The following is a 23,102-nucleotide window of genomic DNA, read 5'->3' as shown; positions in this document are numbered from 1 at the left end:
TTATTCCCCCTCTCCCTTCGGCTCGGCTGCGGGCTTATCGGACTTATCCGGCTTGTCCAGCCTTCCCCGCTCCGCTCCTTCGCCTTCCCGGCGGTCTTCCCGCCGCGCATTCGTGTCGCCCTTATCCTCGCCGCCCGCTTGCGGGACGGTCGATTGCCCGCCTGCGGAACGCTCGATCGCCGTCCAAACCGCGTCGCCGCCGTAGGCGGGCAGCGTCCGGAAGTCGCCTCCCGGCAGCGCCGTATCCATGTGGCATACGGCCAGATACGGACAGAAATCGCAGGCGCTCTTCTTCCCCAGCCGGTACGGCTCCACGCGGGCGACCCCCGAGGTGATCCGGGAGCCGATGGCCTGCACGGTGCCGCGCACGTGCTTTTGCAGGAGCGTCCACTGGTTCTCGTCGGCGACGGACGCTCCCTTGCGGAAGGTGCCGTCCTTCTTGATCGCAACGGGGACGATGTCCGAGGTCCCCGTTTCCGCTTGGAGCGCCGCGTCCATCAAGCCGAGCGATTCTTTGTCCGCCAGCAGCAGGCCCTTCATCTTGAACCGCCGCCGCAGCTCGGCGTCCGCTTCCTCGGGGCTCAACTTGCCCGCCACCGACAGCAGCGGGTTATGCACGTGGAAATAGAGCACGCCTGCGGGAATCGCCTTGCGCCCGAGCCAGCGCTCGGAATGGCTCACCACCACGTCGAGATAGGTGAGCATCTGCAGCGACAGTCCGCTGTACAGTTCCGTCAAGTCGAGCGTGCGGGCGCTCGATTTGTAATCGATGACCCGCAGGTACATGCCTTTCTCGCCGTCGGCCCGGTCGACCCGGTCGATCCGGCCGGCAATCTCCATCCGGCCTCCGTTCGGCAGCGGGAAGACGAGCGGGGGCAGCGTTTCTCCCGGCCCGAAGCCCAGCTCCAGCGCCACCGGGTAGAACCCGCCGCCCCGGGCATGCGCCGCCACGACCGCCGATGCCCGAGCGACGATCTCCTTCAGCTTGCGGGCGATGTAGCGGTAGCGGTTGTTGCTGAGCAGAATTTCGCCCTGCAAGCGGGGAATGATCCGGTCCACGGTCTCGTGCGCCTTCTGCTTTACCCGCTCGTCCGGCAGCTCAGGCCAGTCGGCGCTTTCCGCCGAGAGCTCGCGCACCACCTGGCTGAGGGCCGCATGGAACAATTGGCCGATATCGGGAGCCTCCAGGCGGAACTGCTTGCGTTCCGCCAGCTTCAGCCCGTGCGCGGCAAAATGCGAAAAGGGACAGGCCACGAACCGCTCCATCCGCGACACGCTGGCCCGCAGGACTTCGCCGTACAGCGCCTCCGCCGTGGCCGGAGCGAGACGCTCCCGCCCGATGGCAAAGGACAGGGACTGCTCCACGAGGGCGAGCTGTTCCCGGCTGCCGGAGGCCGCCAGATACCGATACACTTCCTGCCACATCGGCGGCACCGGGCGGCCTTCGACTCCTTCGTGGAGGAACAAGCCGAGGTCCGTGAGCGCGCGGTCGGGATGGGCCAGGTAAGGCAGCAGCTCTTCGGAGGGAGCCTCCGGCGGCGGCGAAACCTGCAGCAGCCGCTCCCGCGCGCGGGCAAGCGGGAACACCGCGCCGAGCTGCCGCACGATCTCCGAGGGCAGCAGCGCCTTGCCCTCATCGTCGGCCAGCGGGTAGCTGATCCACAGCCGCTCGGAGGGAGCGGCCAGCACGGCGTACAGCAGCAGCTGTTCATCGAGCAGCCGTCGCCGCGCTCCGCCGGGAAGCTCCAGCCCCGCCGCGGCGAGGCGCAGCCGTTCCGCGTCGCTCCAGACGCCGTCCTCCTCCGGCTTGGCCGGCAGAACGCCCTCGTTCGCTCCGAGGACGAAGACGAAGCTCTTCTGGTTGGTCCGGGTCCGGTCCATCGACCCGACCAGGACCTGGTCGAGAGCGGGAGGCACCAGACCGAGGCACAGGCCGGAGAGACCGGTATCCATCAGCCGGGCAAACAGCTCCGCGTCGATCTCTTCGTCGCCCATCAGCTCTACCATCTCGTCGAGCAGCTCCATGACCTTGTCCCAGAGCTGAACCTGCTCCTGGGCCTGCTCCGGCCGTCCTTCGAGAAGATCGGCGTCGGCGGTTTCCTGCAGCTTTCGGGGAATGCCGCATTCCGCCAGCAGCCCGTAAAGGGCGGCTGCGCGGTCGCGCACCGTCGCCGCGTTGCCCATCCGTCGCTCAAAATCGGCAAACAGGCCGACCACCCGGTCGCGGCTGGCGCGAATGCGGGCATGCCGCGCCTTCTCCTCCTCCGTCGCTTCCCGCGGAGCGATATTCTCCTCTTCGTCCAGGGCAACCGGCGCATAGAACTCCCAGTAGCGGTCGTCCTTCCAGCGGCTGCCGGTGATTCCCCGGGCCAGCACGTAGTTCTCCAAGAGGTCCATGCCCTCCCGGTCCAACGAAACGGCGGTCCGCCCCTCGGCGGCCGCTGCGGCTTCGTCCTCCGCGAAGAATGCCAGTTGGCCTTCCCCTTCAAGCGGAGCCGGCGTCGCGGCGGCCGGCGTCTCCTCCGTCGAATCCAGCAGGAAATCGGTTTTGATGCAGCGGAAGACCGCCTCGTAAGGCCAGTCCCGGGTGACGATCTCCTGGGCGGAGCGGATGAACTCCATCAGCGGATGCTGGAGCACGGGGCGCCGCTCATCGAGGAAGAAGGGAATCCCGTAGGCGGGAAAAACCTGCGCGACCAGATCGGAGTAATCGCCCAAGCGCCTCACCCGCACCGCCATTTCCCGGTAGCGCCGCCCCTCGTCGCGGGCAAGCCGAAGCATCTCCCGCGCACAGCCCTCCACCTCCGCCCGCCGGTTGACTGCGGCCGCGAATTCGATGGACGAATCGCTCCCGTTCTCCGGATAGACGATCCGCCTAGCAGCGGCGCGGTTCTCGAAGGATTCCTCCAGATAGGCGAGCAGCGGGCTCTTGCGGAAGCGCGGCAGCGGGCCGCCGCCAAGCGGCAGGAGAACCGGCTCCCGCACCTCGACCCCGGCTTCGTCCGCCTGCTGCAGGAGCTGCGCCATCGCCTTCGCGGGCGAATGGAATAATCCGAGCTCGTCCGGCTCCTCGCCGGCCCGGTAAGGCCGGTCGAGGGGCAGCGTCACGGTGACCTGCCGGGCATGGAGGGCAAGCCGCGTCAGCACCCTCCGCTCCTGCGGAGTGAAGCCGAAGAAGCCGTCCACCCAAATCTCCGCCTCCTTCAGCCAGGAAAGGCGTCCTACTCCCTCGGACAACCGGTCCAGGAAGGCCTCGCTGTCGAGGAAGCCGCCGGACAAAGCCTGCCGGTATTCTCCATACAACAGCGACAGCTCCCGCAGCTTATCGGTCAGGCGGTCGCTTCCCTCCCGCGGCTCCTCGAAGTCTCCGGCCGCCGCGGAGGGCGCTAATTCGGCTGCTCCCGGCCCGGTCTCGGAGTCCTGCTCCGGAAGGAGGTCGATGCCCTCGGCAAAGAGACGCCGGGCCGCCTCCGAGAGCGTGTCGGCCCCGATCAGATTATGCTGCAGCTCCTTGAACAGCGCATTCAGTTCCTGGGCGACGCCCAGCTTGCCCGGCGGCTGGCGAAAGACGCGAAGCTGGCCTTCGTGGCGATGCAGAAGGCGCTCCAGCAGCATCGCCTTGCCGAGGTCGCTGACCGGCACGCCGGCCGTTCCGCCCAGCTCCTGCATCGCCCGCCAGGCGAGGCGGCGGAAGCTGAATACCTGCGCCCGCATGTAGCCCCGGATGCCCGGCAGCGCAAGAAGAGACTGCTCCGCCTGAAAGGTCGCCTGCTCGGGAACCAAGTACAAGAGCGGCTTTCCATCGGGTTCGCCCGCAAGCCGTTCCCCCATCTCGCTCAGGCAAAATGCCGTTTTGCCGCTGCCCGCCCGTCCGATCACCATCCGCAATGCCATTCGTTTCATCTCCCGGTCACCGTTGTTCGATGGTTTCTATTCTATCATAAAAAGTACAAAGAGGCTCGCAGAAAGCGATCAAGCGTTCTCATTGCGTTCGGACGGGCCGCTCTGCCGTTCGGTCGTAACGCCAAACCGCCTCCCGTCCCTTAAGATGCAAACCGCCGTACCAGCGGTCGATCCCCTGCTCCCGCACCCGGTCCGCCGTGCCTTCCAGCACCCGCCGACCGAGGCCGGTCAGCGAAAAGCGCCGCTGTTTGCCGGAAGGTGTATCGGAACCGGAGGCGGACGGGCCGGAACCGGGGCCGGGCAGGACAGAACCGGAACCGGCCGCGTGTTCTATCTCTTCGCAAGTGACGAGCGGAGAAGGCCCTTCCGCCAGTTCCCGGAGATAATAGAAGAATTCGAGATCGCCCATGCCGAGAAGCGGCAGCTCGTCCGTCACCCTGCGGAACAGCCCGATCGGACTCGAGACGCCATCGCGAATGCAGCGCAGCATCGCTTCCTCCATCGAACCGAGCCCATTGTGCAGGGAGGGCAGGCGGGACAGATGGGCCTGGAAGGCAGCCGGAGCGAAGGGCAGCGCGGACGCTTCCAGCGCCTCCCGCCGCACCTCCAGCAAATCGGCCAGCACGCGCGGGTCCGGGGACGCATAGGCCCGCCACAGCTCGCTGCCGAGGCGCATCTCCCCGCTGCCGATGGTTCTCCAGGTGCCGGACAGCGTCCCGAGCTGCTCGGAGGTGAGCTGACCCAGGCCGTGGAACGGTTCAATGCCGGGAAACGAGCCGATACTGAGCAGACTCAGCTTGGTCTGCCCCCGCTTGCGTCCATTCAGCAGGAAGAGCAGATACGCCAGCATGCTCTGGTCGAACAGGTCATGCTCGAACCACAGCACCGCTTCATCGTACCGCCCGAGATCCGCAAGCAGCCCTTCCTGCTCCCGGCATCGGGCCCGGTAAGCTTCCGGCTCTACGCCGAGCGCGCGGGCAAGCTCCTTCCCCCGCAGTGCCAAATCTTCTTCCCCGAACGGCCCCTCAAAGACCGGGCCCACCGAATAGATTTCCCGCCATACCAACACATCCCCCTCGACGATTCCCTGTTTCAGGAGATCGCCGAGCGAATCTCCGTTTACCACATGCAGCATCGAAGCTCCTCCTCCATACAAGTTTCGGAATGTGGAAGCGAGGTCGGCCACCGGCAGCGTTCCCTTGAGCTTCCTGCGGGCATCGTGCAGCCGCTTCTTGAGCGCGGGCAAGGATACGTCCAGAGCGCTTGCAATTTCCTGAAGCGAATAGCCCTGGTAATAGAACAACTCCACCGGCAGCCTCAGCCGGGAAGAGAGCTGTTCCACCGAGCGGCGGATGGCTCGCTCGTTTTCCTTGCGCAGAAAAGCTTCCTCCGGTCCGGGCGCGAGGTCTTGAACCCGCTCCGCGTCCGTAAACGGCGATCCGGCTTGGGGCTTGCCCCGCAGGGTGCGCTGGCACTGCCGGATGACAATGGTGCGAAACCAGCCGGGGAATGCGGCCGCCTGTTTCAGCTGGGGCAGATTCGGCAGAACGGCCGCAAAGGCCTCCTGAACCGCATCCTCGGCCAATTGGGCATCCTTCAGGCGTTCCCGGGCAATGGCCAACCCCATCCCGCGGTAATGAAGCACAAGCTGCTCAAAGGCGGCCTCGTCTCCCCGCCGCGCCGCTTCCACCCACTCTTCCGTCAATCGGACCGACCTCCTCTCTCCTTTTCTCCACTCCTAAGTGCACGTTTTCCGGCAAAAGGTTACCCGGCGAAGCGAAGAAGCACACCCTAACGAAAAACGGCTCCCAACCTGCGCATGGGGACAGGAAGAAGCCGCTTCTGGTAAGACCTTGAGTTCTCCCCGCTTACCCGCAAGGACCAGAGCCCAAAAAGGATAGGGGGAATCGCCCCGTTACCGGGACGTCACCTCGAACACCGCAAACTTCAAATAATCCCCTTCGTCGACGCCCAGAATTCGCGGATGGTCCTTGCCGGCCGCCCGGAATTCCACCAACCGGAGAATCTTGCCGGCGTCGACCGCCGCTTCGTGCACCGTCTGAAGAAACCGCTCGGCGGAGACGTGGTAGGAACAGCTCGCCGTTACGAGATAGCCGCCCTCGTTCACCAGCTTCATCCCGTGCAGGTTGATGTCCTTGTACCCCCGGCAGGCGCCCTCGACCGACTTCCGGTTCTTGGCGAAGGCCGGCGGATCGAGGATAACCACATCCCAGGTACGGCCGCCGGACGCCAGCTTCTTCGAGGTGTCTACCTTCTTGTCGGCGGCAAGCGACCGTTCCTTGCGCTCGGCAAGCCCCTGCACCTGCGAGCGGAGGTAGTCGAACGCATCGGCCGTTACAAATTCCACCCGATCCTCGAAGCCGTTCAGCTCCACGTTCCGCCGCGCGCTGGCGATGGCGTGCTCGGACACGTCGAGGCAGGTGACCTTCTTTGCCCCGTACCGGCAGGCATGGAGCGTAAAGCTGCCGGTGTGGGCAAAGCACTCCAGCACCGTCGCCCCATCCCAATAAGGGAAAGCCACTTCCTTGCCGCTTGCGTTCACCGGCACCCGTACGGGTTCGCCCTCCGACTCCCGCTCTTCGAGCCGGATGCCGCTCCTTGCGCCCCAGCCCTGCATGAGCGGCCGGATCGAAGCGCGGTTCTCGCGCTGGTCGAAGAAATAACCGGTCTTCTGGCCCTGCTTGATATCCACTTCGATCTTCAACCCGTTCTCGACGATGTCGACGGTATCCGGGCATTCGCCGTAGAGCAGTCCCGTCCGCTCCGCCAGCCCCTCCAGCTCGCGGACCGGCACGTCGCTGCGCTCGTAGATGCCGGCCGGCCGGAACACCTCGGCGAGCGCTTCAGTGAGCTCCCGGCGGCGGACGTCCATGCCGAGCGTCAGGATCTGAACGACCAGCACGTCGGCGAACTTATCGACGATCAGGCCGGGCAGAAAGTCCGCCTCTCCGTAGACCATCCGGCAGGAGTCCGCATCCGGTGCGAACCGCTCCCGGTGGGCGAGACAGCGGCGGAAGCGCTCCGCGAAGAACGCCGCGTCCATGACCGCCGGCCGGCTGAAATCGACGATCCGCACGACGATCTGCGATTGCGGGTTGTAGTAGCCGCTTCCCAGGAAGCGGCCCTGGTGGTTCGTCACGGTGACGATGTCGCCGGGCTCGGCGTCTCCCTCGATCCGCTCCACTTCGTTGCGGAATACCCACGGATGCCCCTCTTCGATTCGTTTTTTCCGCGCTTTTTGCAAGATTACGGTTGCCATTCTCAAGTCTCCTATCCTAACTCGTTTGAGTTCATCATATGGTACTAGTATCCCTCGGGACAAGTCTGCCCCCGAATGGGCGCTCCATTCCTCCGGACTGTCCCGATTCGCCCCGAGGAGGCATCCCATGATCCGCTCGATCCTCATCCCGCTCGCCGCCGGACTCGTCCTGCTGCTCTACGGCATGAAGCTGATGGAATTCTCGCTGGAACGGGCAGCCGGTCCCCGCCTGCCGCAGCTGCTCGCCCGGTTTACCGGCACCCCGCTGCGCGGGATGGCGGCCTCCTCCCTGCTGACGGCGATCATGCAGAGCAGCACCGCCGTCACGGTGGTGACCATCGGTCTCGTCAACGCCGGGCTCATGCGCTTCAGCCAGACGCTCGGCATCATCCTCGGCACCAACATCGGAACCTGCCTGACCACCGAGCTGATCGGCCTCAGCCTGGGACAGGCGGCGCTGCCCCTGCTCCTCGGGTCCGCACTCATCTGGCTCGCCGCCATGGCGGTGGCGGACAAGCGGCCCCGGGCGCGCAGGCTCGGCTTCACCGCGCTCGCGGCGGCGGGCTTCGCCTGTATCCTCCTCGGCGTCGGCTTGATGCAGAGCCTGACCCCGGAGCTGGAAGCCCGAGGTCTGTTCACTTGGCTGGTCCACCGTTCCCAGGACAGCCAGATCTGGGGCGTGCTGGCGGGGGCGGCGGTCACCGCCGTCATCCACAGCAGCGCCGCCGCCACCGCCATGACGATGACGCTCGTCGGCGCGGGCGTGTTCCCGCCGGAGCTCGGCATCGCCGTCGTCTTCGGCGCCAATGTCGGCACCTGCGCTACGGCGCTCATCGCCTCCATCGGCGGCAGCCGATACGGGGCGTACGTGGCATGGACCCACACCCTGCTCAATGTCGGCGGCGCCGCGCTGTTCTATCCGTTCATTCCCGCTCTGGCCCAGCTCGTCGCGCATATGAGCGCGGACGCGGCCGTCCAGATGGCCCGGGCACAGACGCTGTTCAATGTGCTCAGTTCCCTGCTCGCCCTGCCGCTCTGCTACGCGCTGCCCCGCTTAAGCAAAAAGAAACGGAGCGCCCGTCCTTGAGACGGCGTCCGTTTCCTTCGAACGGAGCTTCCGCGCCGGAAGCGCGAAGCCCCGGCTTCTACAGTTTAAACTGCGAGATGGCCTGCTTCAAGTCCGTGGCCAGGTCGCTTAAGAGCGAGGAAGCGTACGCGACCTCCTCCATCGTGGCGGACTGTTCCTCGGTCATCGCCGCCGCCCCGTGGACGCCGATCGCCGCCTGCCGGGCGGAGCCGGAAATCTCCTCGACGGAAGCGGCCACCTGCTCCGTGCTCGCCGACATCCGCTCGGAGAACGCCGAGATTTCTTCCATCCGGCCGGTGATGCTGCCGGCGCTTTCGGCGATGAGCCGGAAGAAGGAGCTGGCGCGTTCGACCCGGTCGAAGCCCTCGGCGAATTCCTTCTTGCCTCGCTGCATGTTCACATCGGCGTCGGCAGCGGCGGTGAGCACTTCGGTGACGAGTCCGGCGATCTGCTTCGCCGACTGCTCCGTCTGGTAAGACAGCTTGCGGATTTCGTCGGCGACGACGGCGAAGCCCCGCCCGTATTCGCCCGCCCGTGCCGCCTCGATCGCCGCATTCAGGGCGAGCAGGTTGGTCTGCGAGGCGATGCCCTCGATCACGCCGGCGATCTGTTCGATCTGCACGGACATATGGTTGAGCCGTTCGATCGAGCTGGAGGTTTTGTGCACGGTCTCGTTCAGGATGGTCATTTGGCTGACGGCCGACTCGATCGAAGCGATGCCCTCGCCCGCCTTTTCCGCCATCTGCCGGGATTCCGCGTAGACGGAAGCCGACGAGGCGGCGGCGTTCTGGATATCCTCCGCCATGGCGGCGACGGCCGAAGAACTCTCCTCCGAGGTTCTCACTTGGCTGTCCGAAGACGCGGCCAGCATGGACATCGTCTCGGCGATCTCGTTCGTAACCGCCTTGGCCTGCTCGGCGCTCTCCGCCAGACTGCCGGAGGAGCCGCTGACCTGTCCCACCGCGGAATCCACCTTGCCGACGATGGTCCGCAGGTTGCCGATCATCTTGTTGATCGAATCGGCCACCAGGCCCACCTCGTCGTTGGACCGCACGGGCACGGCCTCGACCTGAAGATCTCCCGACGCGATGCGGCCGGCCATCTGAACGACCCTTTTCAGAATGCGGATCAGCCGGTCGGTGAAGAAATACGCCAGAATCATGCTGGCGGCGAAGATGCAGAGGGCGATCACGATCAGCATGGTGATAAAATGCGAGATCCGGTCGTCCGTGTCCTTGGTCGGTACGAGGAAGCTGAGCACCCCGATGCTATCCCCGGCTTCCGTGCGAATCGGTTCATAAACGGCGTAATACCGGATGCCGGAGACGGTGGTATACCCCATAAACCGTTCGCCCTTCTCCAGGGTGGTCTTGCGGACGTTCGTTGCGATTTCTTCTCCGACCGCGTACTTGTCCCCCACCTTGATATTGGTGGCAGCCAGCTTTTCGCCTTGGCTGACGGACATGCGGATGTCCTTGTTCCCCAGACGGGGAACGAGATTATCGATGAAGGTGTGATTGTCGTTGATCGGCTGCATGCCCTTGTAGAGTTTTCCTTGCTCGATCAGCCAAAACCCGGGGTTCTTCTCCTCCATCAGCGCCATACCGGCGGTGAACGTGGTCTCGACGAACTTCTTCAGCTGCGTTTCCGTGGAGTTCTTCATGCTGATCCCGGCAAAAGCGGTGACAACGGAGCTGCCGACGATAATAACCAGACCGAGCATGATCATGAGTTTTTCTTTGAGTCCCAACTTCATAAGCAATTTCCCTCCAGTAGTGGTCTAAGACTCCTATGTACTCTCTGTCTCCTGCATTTTCATCCCTTTCAATCCGGGCACTCACCTAAATAAAATTATTTTATAATAAGTAGGGCAAATAGACTAGACCTATTTCGACATCATGTTAGGTAAAATCACACGGGAAGTCGACTTTCTCCGCAAAATTGTCAAAATTACGGTCCGGGACGTCTCATCTTCAAGAAAGAAGCCTCGAAGCTGCGTAAAAACCCGTCCGCCGGTTCCGCCTCGACTTGCCGTCGACGGTCCCGAACGAACGGGCTTTTTGCCTTATCCCCGATGTCCCTAGCCCCGGAATCCGATTTTGTCTTCGGACCCGCGGCCCCTTGTTGGCCCAGACCTCACCGTTTCGAATGCACGGTTATGGCCATACGGTCCTACCGCTCGAAGCGGAACCAGCCAAAGTCGAAGTTGGACCCCGGAAGGAAAATAAAGGTGACTTGGTTGACTCCCGCCACCGGTTCCAAGGAAAAGCTGCGCTCCTCGTAACCGTCCGTGCGGGTGAATTCAATCAACTGCTGGTTGTTGCCCGACTCGCTCTCGAATCGGATATGGATCGTATTCTTGTCGATCGGCGACCGGCCGTACACCATCAGCTTCGTCGGTCCGTCGCCGCCGAAATCCATCTGCTCGAACACCAGAGAGACATTGTTTCCGATCCCCTCGACGGCTTCTTCCGACCGGGAGAAGGTATCTCCGTAAATCCGGTCGCAGTCCGATGCGGCGTTGCGGTCGAAGGCCCGGTTTGCCGCCTGGAAGAAAAAGCCCTTGATGTGCATCTTCTGCCGGGTCACGAAACAGAGCGAGGAAATGCCCCTCAGCCGCTTGGAGAGGCGATAGGTCTCCTCCTGATAGACGTTCCACCGCGACGGCTTCTGATAGACGACGTCGGCGAGCAGCTCGGCGCCGTCCTCGCCCGGCATCCCTTGCCAAATCTGCAGGATGTATTCCTCGTCCGACAGGGTAAAGATCGGCAGGGTAATCGAATCCGAGCCGTACGGGCCAAAGTCGATCTGGCGGAAACCGACCCGGGTTTCCCCGTCGCGGCTCGTCGCGACTCCCCGCTCGTTGCCGTTCCCCACTTCGCCCTTGCTGTAGTCGTACAAGCCCGCCGAGATAAATCCATACGGATTCAAGTAGGCGATGCCGAGGCCCGTCGCCTCAAATTCCAGCTGGGAGATAAGCTTAATCTTCTCGGTGCCGTTCTTGCTCGTGCAGCGGAGCCGGAACTTGCCGTCCCCGAGCGCGGCAACCTTCACCCGGAGACCGTCCGCCTCCACCTTGGCGATGTTCGATTCGATTCCCGCGTCGTCGACCGCCGACCACTCGACTTCCGTATAGGAGGTATCCGCAGGATGCAGCTTGGCGACGACGGTCATTTCCCGAGTCGAGGGGTCAAACATTTGGCCCGACTCGCTTACGATCTCGATCTTCCGCAGCGGAATTTCGTCCGACTTACCCGTGACGCAGGGCATTTCCCGGTTCTCCGTCAAGGCGGACACGCCGTCGGACGCATGCTCGTCACCGGGCACGGCCTGCAAGCCGAGGACAGCCTCCTCCATGCCGGCGGACGCGACGCGAAGCTCGATGGCGCCCGGCTCCAAGCCCGCAGCGATGATGGCCATCAGCTTGCCGCTGAACAGCCGGCGGCTGAGCCCTTTATACGAGTCATAATCGGTGCTGTCGCCGTTATCCAAGCCCACCAGCCGGCCCGCGCCGGTTACCTGAACCCGCACGCGGTTATTGGCGTTCTCGACCGGACGGCCCGCCTCGTCCTCCATCGAGATTTCGACGAAGATCAAATCCGTTCCGTCGGCGGTCAATTGCTCCTTGTCGGCGCGCAGCCGGATGCGCTTCGCGTCGCCGAAGGATTCGCGCTCTTCGGTGGCGATCACACGGTCTTCCGCGTCGTAGGCGATGGCCGTGAGCTTGCCCGGCCGGTAGGGAATTTTCCACCAGCCGACCAGCTGCGTGCCGTGCTCGTGGTCGATCTCCTGCGTCCCAATCGTTTCGCCGTTCCACTTCAGCTCGAGCTTCGAGCCGTTGGAAGCCACGCGCACGTCGATCAGCTGACCTTCGTTGAAATCCCAGTAGGGGAACAGATGAATCATCGGCCGGGTTTCGGCGTCCGTCCATTCCGCCCGGTAGATCCAATAGGAATCCTTCGGGAAAGTCGCGGTGTCAATCTGGCCGAAATAGGAATTCTTCGTATGATACGGTGTTGGTTCCCCGATATAATCGAAGCCCGTCCAGATGAACTGGCCGAGCGAGAACGGCGTGTCGCGTTCCGCCAGGATACAAGCCTCCGCCGATTTCGCGCCCCAGCTCGTGGAGCTGTTGCCGAGCGCGGAGCACTGCTCGTCGTCGTCCGCCAGAATGGACCGTTCGAAGGGAAAATGATAAATGCCGCGGCTCTGCACGACGGAAGCCGTCTCGCTGCCGTAGATGATCCAGTCGGGATGCTCCTCGTGATGCGGATAATAGTATTTGTCCGCATAGTTGTACCCCGCCACCTTCACGAGATCGGCGCATTTCTGCGCGTTCTCCCAGGGCATGTAGTTGGAGCCGATGGTGACCCGCGCATTTCCCTTCGGATCATGCGCCTGCACGAGCTCCATCAGCATGCGGGTTACGGCCTGTCCCCGCTCGTCGGCGTGGGTGTCATAGATTTCATTGCCGATGCTCCACAGGAGCAGGCTCGGGTGGTTGCGGTCCCGCCGAACCCAGCTTCGAACGTCGGAAGCGACCCATTCCGGGAAGAAGCGGGCATAGTCGAACTCCGTCTTCGGCCGCTCCCACATATCGAACGCCTCCGATACGATCAGGAAGCCCGTCTCGTCGGCGAGGTCCATCAGCTCCTTCGCGGGCATGTTATGCGAGGTGCGGATCGCGTTCACGCCCATGTCCTTGAGCAGCCGGAACCGCCGCTCCAGAGCCTTCCTGTTGAACGCCGCCCCGAGCGCTCCCAGGTCGTGATGCTCGCACACGCCGTTCAGCTTGCGCTTGACGCCGTTCAGGCGCAGGCCGCCCGCCGGGTCGAGCTCAATGCGGCGAAAGCCGACCGGGTTCGTGACCGTCTCGATCTCCCGGCCGTCCGGGAAGGACAGGACGGTGACCATCCGGTACAGAGCGGGCTCCTCCTGGCTCCACAGCCGGGGGGCCTTCACCCGCAGCGTCTGCCGGTCGACATGCTCCGCCCCCCCGTCCGCCGCCGACGCAGCCGCAGCGGAAACCTCGGCCACCGGCTCCCCGCGATACCGGAGCGTGTGCGTAAGCCGAACCTCCGACTGCAGCTTCAGCTCGGTGTCGATCTCGATCCGCCAGCCTTCCGCGTCCTCCCGGACGGCGAGGTAGACCCCGTCCGTCTCGATCCAGTTATCGCCTCGCGTCTTCAGCCAAACATTGCGGTAGATGCCCGCCCCCGAATACCAGCGGCTGTTCGGGCTTTGGTGGACAACCTTAAGCACCAGTTCGTTGTCCCCTTCGGCCAATGCCGAGGTGATGTCATGCTCGAACGAGGAGTAGCCGTACTTCCACTCGCCCGCCCACTCGCCGTTCACATACAGAGTGGAATCCATATAGACTCCGTCAAAGCGCAGCAGCGTCCGGCCTTCCGCTGCGGTGCTTTGGAACCGTTTGCGGTACCAGCCGATGCTGTTCTCGTACAGATCCAGCGAATTCTCGATCAGCCAGTCGTGCGGAATGTCCACGGGGGCAAAGTCCAGCCCGGACCAATCGGCCGCATCCAGACCGCTTTTGGCAAATTCCCAGCCCTCATTAAAACGGATCGTTCGGTTCACTCGCAAAATCCTCCTTCTGCCATTACCTCTTGATAGTCGCCTTCAAATCGTCCGGAAGAGAGGACGCTCGCGGAGATGGAAGACCGGAAGAGACGGAAACCTTTCCCCTAACCGCTTCGCCAGCGCTTTCATGCCGGGCTCTTCGCTTTCCGCATGCCCGATCACGAGCAGCGCTTTCTTCTTCCCCTGATCGATCGCTTCGCGCACGTATTCGGGAGTCTCCCATTCCTGGCCCTCTCCGTAGAGAACCAGCTCCGCTCCCTCCTGTTCGAACAGCGGAACCGCGAGGGAAGCGCCGCCCCGGTAGCCGACAAGCACGCCCAGGCGGGAAAAGACTCCTTCGGCAGCTCCGATCGCTCGCACCGACGGGAGGCCGAGCCGCTCCTTGACGTGCTCCGCAATCTCCGCGAGCGTCGCCGGGGGAATTTCCAGAACCGAGGCAACCGGCTGTTGCTCGCGTACATAGACCGTCCAGCCCAGCTCCTCGATCAGCCCGGCCGTGATCCCGTCCGGCTTGACACGGTGCCAATAATCATGGCAGCGGAACACCGCCACGCCCGCTTCGTTCAGGAACCGCCGCTTCTCCTCAAGAACCTCGCCTTCCCGGCCCGGCACCGTCTCGTCCCGATGGGCAAAAAAGAGCCCCTCATGGGCGATTACCAGGTTGGCGCCTCGCTCGGCCGCCTGCTCGATCACCCGCCGAGTCGGCATGAACGCAGTGGCGATGCCGGTCACCTCCGTCTCCGGGTTGCCGCACACAAGCGTATCCACCGTGTCCTCCAGCCTTCCGACCGGCTCGATGATGGTATCGATAACTTCCTGAACCGTTATCTTCATTCGACTCTCCTCCTGCGAAGAACAACAACCCTAGCATACCAGAAAAAAGGGCCTGAACACATCCGTGTCCAGGCTCCTTTCTATAGGCTCTGACGGTCGTTTAATAACCCAGCATACTCTTCGTCTTTTCGAAAATTTCGTTGGACATGTCGACGTATTTGTCGGCTCCGTTGGCCTTCACCTGTGCCACATAGTTATCCCAGCCGGCGTTGATGTCTTCCTGACCGGTGATGAACTTCAGCGTCATGGTCTTGATAAAGTCCACGAGCGGCTTGGAGATCAGGTTCATTTCTTCGGATTCGTCGGTGTTGCCCATGATCGGAGGCGAGATTTTCCGCGGTTCGCGGTACTTCTGAATCCGTTCCATAAAGTCCTTCTCACCCGCCGTCATCTTGGAGAAGCGGAGTTCCTTGGAGCCGCCGTAGGCGATGTTGCCGTTGGCGAAACCGAAGTCGACGTTCAGCTTTTTCGTACCGGTATCGGCGTTCATGCCGTTGTAGGTGATATCCTTGTTGAGAACGATGGTTCCGTTCGCGTCCTTGGTGTAGGTTTCGCCTTCGACGCCCCACAGGGCGAAGGTTTGGCCTTCATCGGAATACCAGAGCCAGTCAACGAAGCGCAGCATCTTGATGAATTCGTCCTTGCCGAGGTCATCCAGCGCGTTTTGGCTGATCATGATGCCGTTTTCCAGGCGGGAGTTTTCCACCTGCAGCTTGCCCTTGGGACCGCCGGGCTGAACGATCATGTACAGATCGGCGTCTTTGACCTGCATTTTCGACGGGGCTTCGGCCAGGAATTGATAGTTGCCGTTGATCACGTACGTATCGCCCTTAAAGAACTTGGCGCGGGCGGTTTCGTCGTCCTGCGTGAAGGACTCCGGATCGAGCAGGCCATCCTTAACCAGCTTGTTGAAGTAGGTTACATAGTCCTTGAAATCGTTCGAGCTATCGGCAAAGTAGAACTGCTTCTTGCTCTCGTCGAACAGGACGCCGCTGCCGATGCCCCAGCCGCCGGTCGTTCCGAACATGGGGCCGGCGATACCCAGCGTGGACTCGCCTTTGTACTGATCCGACCAGACATATTTGGCTCCGGTATACGCTTTCACTTTTTTCAGCGCTTCGTAGAAATCTTCATAAGTCCAGTTGCCTTCGTTCGCTTCCACATCGACGCCGGCGGCTTTGAAGATGTCCTTACGGATGACGTACGAGTAGCCGCCGCCTGCCGTTTCCCACATGCCCGGCAGCGAGTAATACTTGCCGTCCGAATGCATCTTGATCTTCAGGTCGTCTTCCATGTTCCATTTCTTCACGACGTTCATGTAGTTCGGCATGTACTGCACCCAATCGCTGATCGGCACGATCTGCCCGCCGGCGACGAAAGCGCTGTCGTCATAGGTCTTAGGAATGATGTAAGGAGCGTCGCCGGAGTTTACCACGAGCGCTTTTTGGTTTTCATATTCGGTGCGGGCCGTGACCGACAGCTTGAACTTGACGTTGGTCTTCTCTTCCAGCGCGCTCCAGAGCCGCCAATTGGCTTGATACGGGTACGCTTCGTTGTCGTTGTACATCATGGTGTACGTAACCGGCTTGTCGGATTTGAACGTCTTGTCCAGTCCGTAGGTGTAGCCGAGGTTTTCCTCCGAACCCGATGCCGCGGTCGTGCCGGCCGGCGTGCTCGGCGAACTGCTGCTCTTGGCGTCGTCGGATTTCGAGCAAGCGGTCATCCCTGCTGCCAGAACGACAGCCATCAATCCATTTCCCACTTTGGTGATTGTTTTCATACAGACCTCCCAATGGTTTGGATAAAGATATTTTTCTTCCTTGCATATAGAACGGATGTCTTCCGCGGCGTCCGAGGTCCTTGTCAGGGACGGGTACGGCCGCGGAAGCTTCCGGCTATACCGTTTGCATCAGCCCTTGACGGAGCCGATCATCATGCCTTGCACAAAGTACTTTTGCATGAACGGATAGATGCAGATGATGGGCAGCGTAGTCAGAACCATGGCCGTCGATTTGACGGTGGCCGCGATCTGAGCCGAAGTATCGGAGGTGGCCCCGATCTCTGCCGGACTTACGGCATTGTCGATGATCTGCTTCAAGTAGAGAGCCACCGGCCATTTTTCCTTCGAGGACAGGTAGAGCGACGGCCCGAACCAGTTGTTCCACATGCCCACGATGGAGAACAGCACCATGGTAGCCATAATCGGTTTGGATAAGGGGAGAACAATGCGGGCGAAGATCCCGTAAACCCCGAGTCCGTCGACCTTGGCCGCCTCCTCGATCTCGCCCGGCAAGGAGGAGAAGAAGGTCTTGACCAGGATGACGTTGAACGCGCTGATCGCTCCGGGGATAAGGATGGCCCAGATGGTATCCCGCATTTGCAGCGTTTTGGAGATGAGAATGTAGTTGGGAATCAGGCCGCCGCCGAAATACATGGTGAACAGCACGAACGGAACAAAGAACTTGTTGAGCCGGAGCCGTTCCTTGGACAACGGATACGACATGACGGCGGTCGCGAGCACGGAGATGAAGGTCCCGAGCACCGAATACAGCAGGGTATTGCCGTAATACCGGAAGAAGTCGGGCTTGCTGAGAATGACCCTGTACGTCTGGGTGGTGAAGTCCACCGGGATGATCGAAACCTTCCCCGCGTAAATCGCCGCTTCCGAGCTGAACGATTGGGCAACCAGATAGAGGAATGGATACAGGGTGGCCAGAACCACGAGCAGCATAATAAAACCGTTGAACACCCGGAAGACTTTATAAGAAGTAGAATCTATCACGACGGTTGCTCCTTTCTACCACAGGCTGGTTTTGGTGGTTTTGCGGGAAACATAGTTGGCGGCGGTCACCAGGATTAGCCCGATGATGCCCTCGAACAATCCCACGGCAGTCGCGTAGCTGAAGCTGCCTCCACCGATCCCGATCCGGTACACATAGGTAGAAATGACGTCCGCGGTCTTGTAGGTAAGCGGATTGTACAGAAGCAGGATCTTCTCGAAGTTGGAGCCGAGAATGCCGCCGATATCGAGCACGAGCAGGGTCATGATGGTCGGCAGAATGCCGGGAATCGTCACATTCCAGGCCAGCCGGAACCGGTTGGCCCCGTCGATGCGGGCCGCTTCATACAGCTCCGTATTGATGCTGGTCATGGCGGCGAGGTACAGGATCGTACCCCAGCCCAGCGCTTGCCAGATCCCCGATGAAATGTAAATGGTCGGGAACCATTCCGGCAGGGTGATGAATGCATGCTTGGCAAATCCCAGCTTACTCAGCAGGCTGTTGATAGGACCGTTCATCGACAGCAGCTCCTTCACCATCCCGGCGACGATAACCGTGGAGATGAAGTGGGGCAGATAGGAAACCGTCTGTACGAATTTCTTGATCCCCACGTTGCGCAGCTCATTGAGCAGGAGGGCAAAGATCAGCGTGAGCGGGAAGCGGAGCAGCAGATAGAAGATGCTCAAGCTGAGGTTGTTGCGAAAGGCTCTCCAGAAGGTCTTATCCTTCATGAACATCTCGAAATACTTGAATCCGACCCATTCCGTTCCGAAGAGATTGGGCCCGCCGCGATATTTGCGGAACGCCATGATATTCCCCAGCATGGGAACGTATTTGAAGATGACGAAATAGATAACGGGCAGTATCAGGAAAGAGTACAGCACCCATTCTTTGCGTACGTGTTTCAATAGGGGTTCTTTGTCTTTCACCTTGGTTTGCTTGCGGACCATGGTTGCCATGATCCTTCACCTCCTTGTCGGATGAATGCAGCCGCAGGCTGCGAAATCGTTCGCTTCGCCTTAGCCTCTGTCCCCGGCGGGGATCAAGCTTTCGGCGGTCAGCTTGAAGGCTTCCGGCCGTTTGCCGGTCAGGGCCTCGCTGCGGCCATCCGGCTGGGAGGTGCCGACATAGACGGTGTACTCTCCCGGCTCCACGCGTGCCACTCCATGCTCGTCGCAGAGGGCGAAGGCGGAGAGCGGCAGGTTGAATTCCAAATCCGCAGCCTCCTGAGCGTCCAAGTGCACCTTGCGGAACGCCTTCAGCTGTGCGTTCGGCGCATCGTCGCGGTTCGCCTGGACGTAGATCTGCACCGTCTCGCCGCCCGCCCGTTCGCCGACATTGCGGATCGACGCCGTCACGCGTACGCCCGCTTCGGTGATCTTCTCCGCACTGAGCTGAACGGACTCGAGCGCGAACTCCGTGTACGAAAGGCCGAAGCCGAACGGATAGAGAGCTTCGTTCTTCATGTACCGGTAGGTGCGGTTCTTCATCGAATAGTCGGTGAAGTCCGGAAGCTCTTCGGTGGTTCGGTAGAAGGTCACGGGAAGCTTGCCTTCCGGCGAGATGGCTCCGAAGATCGCTTCGGCGATCGCACGGCCGCCCTGCGCTCCGGGGTACCAGCCCTGAAGGATCGCCGGAATCTTCTCGTTGGCGATTTCCCCGGCCAGCGCGCTGCCGGCGAGCAGAACCAGTACGGCGGGCTTGCCGCTGTCGAGAACGGCGCGGAGCACTTCCTCCTGGAGGCCGGGCAGCTTCAGGTCCGTTTTGTCGCCGCTGGCGTAAGAGTTTCCGGTATCGCCTTCCTCGCCTTCCAGGCCGGCGTCGAGCCCCAGGACGACGATCACCGCGTCGCTTTCGGCGCAGACCCCCTTCACTTCAGACAAGCGGTCATTGGCCTGGGACAACGCCTCGACCTTATCCTTGAACAGGTGGCAGCCTTCCGAATAGAGCACGCGCATTTCATCGCCGACGTAATCCTGAATGCCTTCCAACACCGTTACATAGCGGGAAGCCGTACCTTCATAGTTGCCGACCAGCGAGCGCCGGTTATTGGCGTTCGGGCCGATGATTCCGATGGTCTTGACCGCCTTCTTGTCGAGCGGCAGCAGACCGTCGTTCTTCAGCAGCACCAGGCTTTCGCGGGCCGCCTTCAGATTCAGATCCCGGTGCTTGGGGGAATCCGTCTCGGCGTAGCGGATGACGTTGTACGGCACCTTCTCCGGCTCGTCGAACAGCCCCAGCTTCATCCTCGTGGTGAACAGCCGAATCACGGCCCGGTCGATCTGCTCCTCGGTCACCAGCCCCTGCTGGACCGCCTCGACCAGGAAGACGAACAGGCTGCCGCAGTTGAGATCGCAGCCGCGATTTACGGCCAGGGCGACCGATTCGACTTCGTTCGCGGTCACCTTGTGGTGCTCATGGAAATCGCGGATCGCCCAGCAGTCGGAGACGACGTGGCCGTCGAAGCCCCAATCGCCGCGGAGAATCTTCTCCAGCAAAAGCTCGCTGCCGCAGCAGGGCTCGCCGTTGGTCCGGTTGTACGCTCCCATGACGGATTCGACCTTGGCCTCCTGCACGCAGGCCTTGAAGGCCGGCAGGTACGTCTCATACAGGTCCTGGTCGCTCGCGACCGCATTGAACCGGTGGCGCTGTTCCTCGGGTCCGGAATGGACGGCGAAGTGTTTGGCGCAGGCGGCCACCTTCATGTAATTCTCGTCGTCGCCTTGAAGGCCGTTGATGAAGCGGACCGCCAGGCGGGAGGTGAGATACGGGTCCTCGCCGTAGGTTTCATGCCCGCGGCCCCAGCGGGGATCGCGGAAGATATTTACATTGGGCGCCCACATGGTCAAGCCCTTGTAGATGTCGGTATCGTCATACTGCTGCTGCATATTGAACTTGGCGCGCGCTTCCGTGGAAATCACATCGGCGACTTCCTCCAAGAGGTCCTCGTCGAACGTGGCTGCGAGTCCGATGGCTTGGGGAAACACGGTCGCGGTACCCGCCCGGGCGACGCCGTGCAGCGATTCGTTCCACCAGTTGTACGCTTTCACGTTCAGCCGCTCGATGGCCGGAGCAGTATGTACCATCTGGTACACCTTTTCCTTCAAGGTCATCTGCTCGACGAGCTGGCGGGCTCGCTGCTTGTACTCGTCGATCTTCTTTGAGTTTTCTGCAAGAAGCATGAGTTCATCTCTCCATTCGATGAATGATAGCGGTCTCTTAACGAAACGAAGCGCTTGAAGCCGAATTTCTCATTTTTTCTCTATTCAGAATCTTCAGAAAGCGCAAAATATGCTATAATATAGGTAACGCTTCCATTTTGGCTTCATCCGAATTCCCGAGAAAAACCTTAACTGAATACGGTTACATGCTGAGTTTTGGAGAGGATCGCTTTTATTGTCTCCCTTTATTATAATGGTATTGAGAAATGAAACCTCTTGAATGATGCGTTCCACTTATCATTTATTGCGATTTATATATTTTAGAAAGAAGGCGAATTCACCGAATGATCGAGATTTTGGAGGGAACCCGGGAGACCGTTTCGTACAGCGAGCATTTTCGCATCCGGCTGTATCTGAACCAGGAGACGGAAAATTACCCGATCCACTGGCACACGGCGGCGGAAATCATCATGCCTCTGGAGAACAAATACACCGTGGTCGTCAACGGAGAAAAGCATGTCCTGAACCCCGGCGACATCATCGTGATTCCCCCGGGCGAGCTGCATGAGCTGTTCGCTCCCGAGTCGGGCCGAAGGATGATCCTGCAATTCGACAGCGCCATGCTCCACCAGTTGGACGGCTTCTCCTCCAGCTTCTCGCTGCTCGGCTCCTGTACGGCGGTTCGCGCCAGCTCCCACGAAGAGCTGCACGGCATTCTCCGTCCGCTTCTGCTGCATATCATGGACGAATACTTCAGCGATTCGCCGTTCAAGGAAGCGGCCGCCTTCTCCTGGCTGATCCAGTTCTTCGTCCAGCTCGGCCGCAGCTGCATCCTCGGCGAGAATCGGTTCCCCAATACCAAAAGCCGGAAGCAGCACGAGTACATCGACAAGTTCCTCGAGGTATGCACCTATATCAATGAACACTGCACCGAGGACATCCGCATCGAGGAGATGGCCGATCTGGCCGGCTTCAGCAAATTCCACTTCATTCGGCTGTTCAAGCAGTTCACCGGCACGTCCTATTCCTACTATCTGAACAAGCGCCGGATCATGAACGCGGAGAAGCTGCTGATCGACCCCAATCTGTCGATCACGGAGACGGCGATGAGGTCTGGCTTCGTCAGCCTTGCCACCTTCAACCGGGTGTTCAAATCCTACAAGAAGTGTACGCCGAGCGAGTACAAGAACCTGCAGGGCGTGCATCGCACCCCTTAAGCGGCAAGCCCAAAAAGGCCGGAACGCGGTCGGAGAGCATTCCTGCTCCCTGCCGGTTCCGGCCTTTATTCGTTCCAAGCGGAGCTCCGAGCCGTTAAACGGGTCGGGCTGCCGCCGGGCAAATCAATAAGCGGCGTTCGGGTCAGCGAGCCCCTTGATGATCGCGACGCCCGAGCTGGTGCCGAGGCGAGTCGCGCCCGCTTCGATCATCCGCACGGCCGTTTCCAGGTCGCGGATGCCGCCCGACGCCTTAACCTGCATCGCGGAGGACACATTGCTGCGCATGAGCCGGATGTCCTCGACCGTCGCTCCGCCCGGACCGAAGCCGGTCGAGGTCTTGACGAAGTGCGCGCCGGCCGCTTCCGACAGCTTGCAGGCGGTAATCTTCTGCTCTTCGTTCAGGAAGCCGGTCTCGAAGATGACCTTGACGATCGCTTGTCCGGATACCGCCTGGACGACATCGCGGATGTCTTCCTCTACCGCCTTGTAATTGCCTTCCAGAAGTTGGCCGATCTGCAGAACCATGTCGATTTCGGTGGCTCCGGCCGCCGCTGCAACCGCCGCCTCGAAGCTCTTCACCGGCGTATGGTTCGCGCCGAGCGGGAAGCCCGCCACTACGGCGATCTTCACGCCGGATTCGCCGAGGATCTCCTTGCAGAGCGAAGTCCAGCGTCCGTTGACGCAGACGCTGTGGAATTTGTGCGTGAGCGCTTCGAAGCAGAGCTGCTCGATCGCTTGCTCGGTCGCATCCGGCTTCAGCAGCGTGTGGTCGATCCAGGATGCGATGGTTTTACTGTCCAGATTGGTCATCGGTTGGTCCCTCCAAGTGTAATAATGCGAATGCCTTCTTCAATACCTCGCCGTTGTTGCCGTATCCGGATGAGACTTGTTGCGCCCAGGCTTCCTCCGGGGTATACCAGCCGAGGCCGTCGATCTCCTCCACCTGCACCCGGTCGGTTCCGCCATCGGCTTCCACCAGAAAGTAATGGACTTCCTTGTCGGTGCCGTGCACCTTGTCCTCGTAACGGATTACCGTCAGTTTGTCCTTAATCTGCCCGACCGTTCCGGTTTCTTCTTCGATTTCCCTCAGGGCCGCCTGCTCCACGGTTTCTCCCGCTTCCAGCTTCCCCTTGGCCAGCGTCATCTTGCCGAACCGATCGCGGATGAGCTGAATCTCCAGCCGTCCGCCGTTCTCGCGATACACGACGCCTCCTGCCGATATGACCTGCATCGCCCTTTCCT

14 protein-coding genes are annotated in these 23,102 nt (G+C 61.3%); 2 read left to right on the top strand and 12 right to left on the bottom strand.

What is annotated here, in order from left to right:
- From ACSEXS_RS11240 to ACSEXS_RS11230, 3 genes are all read right to left on the bottom strand, one after another.
- Complete coding sequence (locus tag ACSEXS_RS11240; RefSeq protein ID WP_438433322.1) at positions 1-3,894, bottom strand: helicase-exonuclease subunit AddB family protein; 3,894 nt, start codon at positions 3,892-3,894, stop codon at positions 1-3.
- An 88-nt stretch (positions 3,895-3,982) separates the two neighbouring features.
- Entirely contained in the window at positions 3,983-5,608 is a 1,626-nt protein-coding gene (locus ACSEXS_RS11235; protein ID WP_438433321.1) for a sigma-70 family RNA polymerase sigma factor, read from the bottom strand.
- Positions 5,609-5,818: 210 nt separating this feature from the next.
- Positions 5,819-7,183: a class I SAM-dependent rRNA methyltransferase gene (locus ACSEXS_RS11230; RefSeq protein WP_438433320.1), complete on the bottom strand. Its 1,365-nt coding sequence runs from the start codon at positions 7,181-7,183 to the stop codon at positions 5,819-5,821.
- A 127-nt stretch (positions 7,184-7,310) separates the two neighbouring features.
- Here ACSEXS_RS11230 and ACSEXS_RS11225 point away from each other — a divergent pair, with 127 nt between their 5' ends.
- On the top strand, positions 7,311-8,270 hold the full coding sequence (locus tag ACSEXS_RS11225) for a Na/Pi cotransporter family protein (RefSeq protein ID WP_438433319.1): 960 nt from the start codon (positions 7,311-7,313) through the stop codon (positions 8,268-8,270).
- Between the two features lie 58 nt (positions 8,271-8,328).
- On the opposite strand, the gene ACSEXS_RS11220 is transcribed toward ACSEXS_RS11225, so the two are convergent.
- The 7 genes from ACSEXS_RS11220 to ACSEXS_RS11190 all read right to left on the bottom strand — a co-directional run bounded on the left by ACSEXS_RS11220 (position 8,329) and on the right by ACSEXS_RS11190 (position 20,664).
- Entirely contained in the window at positions 8,329-10,026 is a 1,698-nt protein-coding gene (locus ACSEXS_RS11220) for a methyl-accepting chemotaxis protein (protein ID WP_438433318.1), read from the bottom strand.
- Between the two features lie 416 nt (positions 10,027-10,442).
- A complete protein-coding gene (locus ACSEXS_RS11215; RefSeq protein WP_438433317.1) occupies positions 10,443-13,865 on the bottom strand; it encodes a glycoside hydrolase family 2 TIM barrel-domain containing protein in 3,423 nt (1,140 codons plus the stop codon).
- A gap of 42 nt (positions 13,866-13,907) precedes the next feature.
- Positions 13,908-14,702, bottom strand: a complete 795-nt coding sequence (locus ACSEXS_RS11210) for a Nif3-like dinuclear metal center hexameric protein (RefSeq protein ID WP_438433316.1) — start codon at positions 14,700-14,702, stop codon at positions 13,908-13,910.
- Between the two features lie 100 nt (positions 14,703-14,802).
- Positions 14,803-16,482 carry an ABC transporter substrate-binding protein gene (locus tag ACSEXS_RS11205; protein WP_438433315.1) on the bottom strand — a complete coding sequence of 560 codons (1,680 nt, stop codon included), beginning with the start codon at positions 16,480-16,482 and terminating at the stop codon, positions 14,803-14,805.
- A gap of 129 nt (positions 16,483-16,611) precedes the next feature.
- Entirely contained in the window at positions 16,612-17,433 is an 822-nt protein-coding gene (locus tag ACSEXS_RS11200) for a carbohydrate ABC transporter permease (RefSeq protein WP_438433584.1), read from the bottom strand.
- A gap of 66 nt (positions 17,434-17,499) precedes the next feature.
- Positions 17,500-18,441: an ABC transporter permease gene (locus ACSEXS_RS11195; protein ID WP_438433314.1), complete on the bottom strand. Its 942-nt coding sequence runs from the start codon at positions 18,439-18,441 to the stop codon at positions 17,500-17,502.
- Between the two features lie 60 nt (positions 18,442-18,501).
- Entirely contained in the window at positions 18,502-20,664 is a 2,163-nt protein-coding gene (locus ACSEXS_RS11190) for a glycoside hydrolase family 3 C-terminal domain-containing protein (protein WP_438433313.1), read from the bottom strand.
- A gap of 323 nt (positions 20,665-20,987) precedes the next feature.
- Here ACSEXS_RS11190 and ACSEXS_RS11185 point away from each other — a divergent pair, with 323 nt between their 5' ends.
- The gene (locus tag ACSEXS_RS11185; protein ID WP_438433312.1) at positions 20,988-21,860 is read left to right on the top strand and encodes an AraC family transcriptional regulator; all 873 of its coding nucleotides are present in this window, start codon (positions 20,988-20,990) and stop codon (positions 21,858-21,860) included.
- 123 nt (positions 21,861-21,983) lie between these two features.
- On the opposite strand, the gene deoC is transcribed toward ACSEXS_RS11185, so the two are convergent.
- Both deoC and ACSEXS_RS11175 read right to left on the bottom strand, forming a co-directional pair.
- Positions 21,984-22,670: a deoxyribose-phosphate aldolase gene (deoC, locus tag ACSEXS_RS11180; protein ID WP_438433311.1), complete on the bottom strand. Its 687-nt coding sequence runs from the start codon at positions 22,668-22,670 to the stop codon at positions 21,984-21,986.
- A complete protein-coding gene (locus ACSEXS_RS11175) occupies positions 22,651-23,091 on the bottom strand; it encodes an NUDIX hydrolase (RefSeq protein WP_438433310.1) in 441 nt (146 codons plus the stop codon). Before ACSEXS_RS11175 ends, deoC begins: the two co-directional genes overlap by 20 nt.
- Positions 23,092-23,102: the final 11 nt, after the last annotated feature.

The organism is Gorillibacterium terrae (assembly GCF_051594785.1).
In the GTDB taxonomy this organism is placed as follows: Bacteria; Bacillota; Bacilli; order Paenibacillales; family NBRC-103111; genus Gorillibacterium.
The sequence above is the reverse complement of the archived record's forward strand: the minus strand, read 5'-3'. Positions and strand labels throughout refer to the sequence as shown.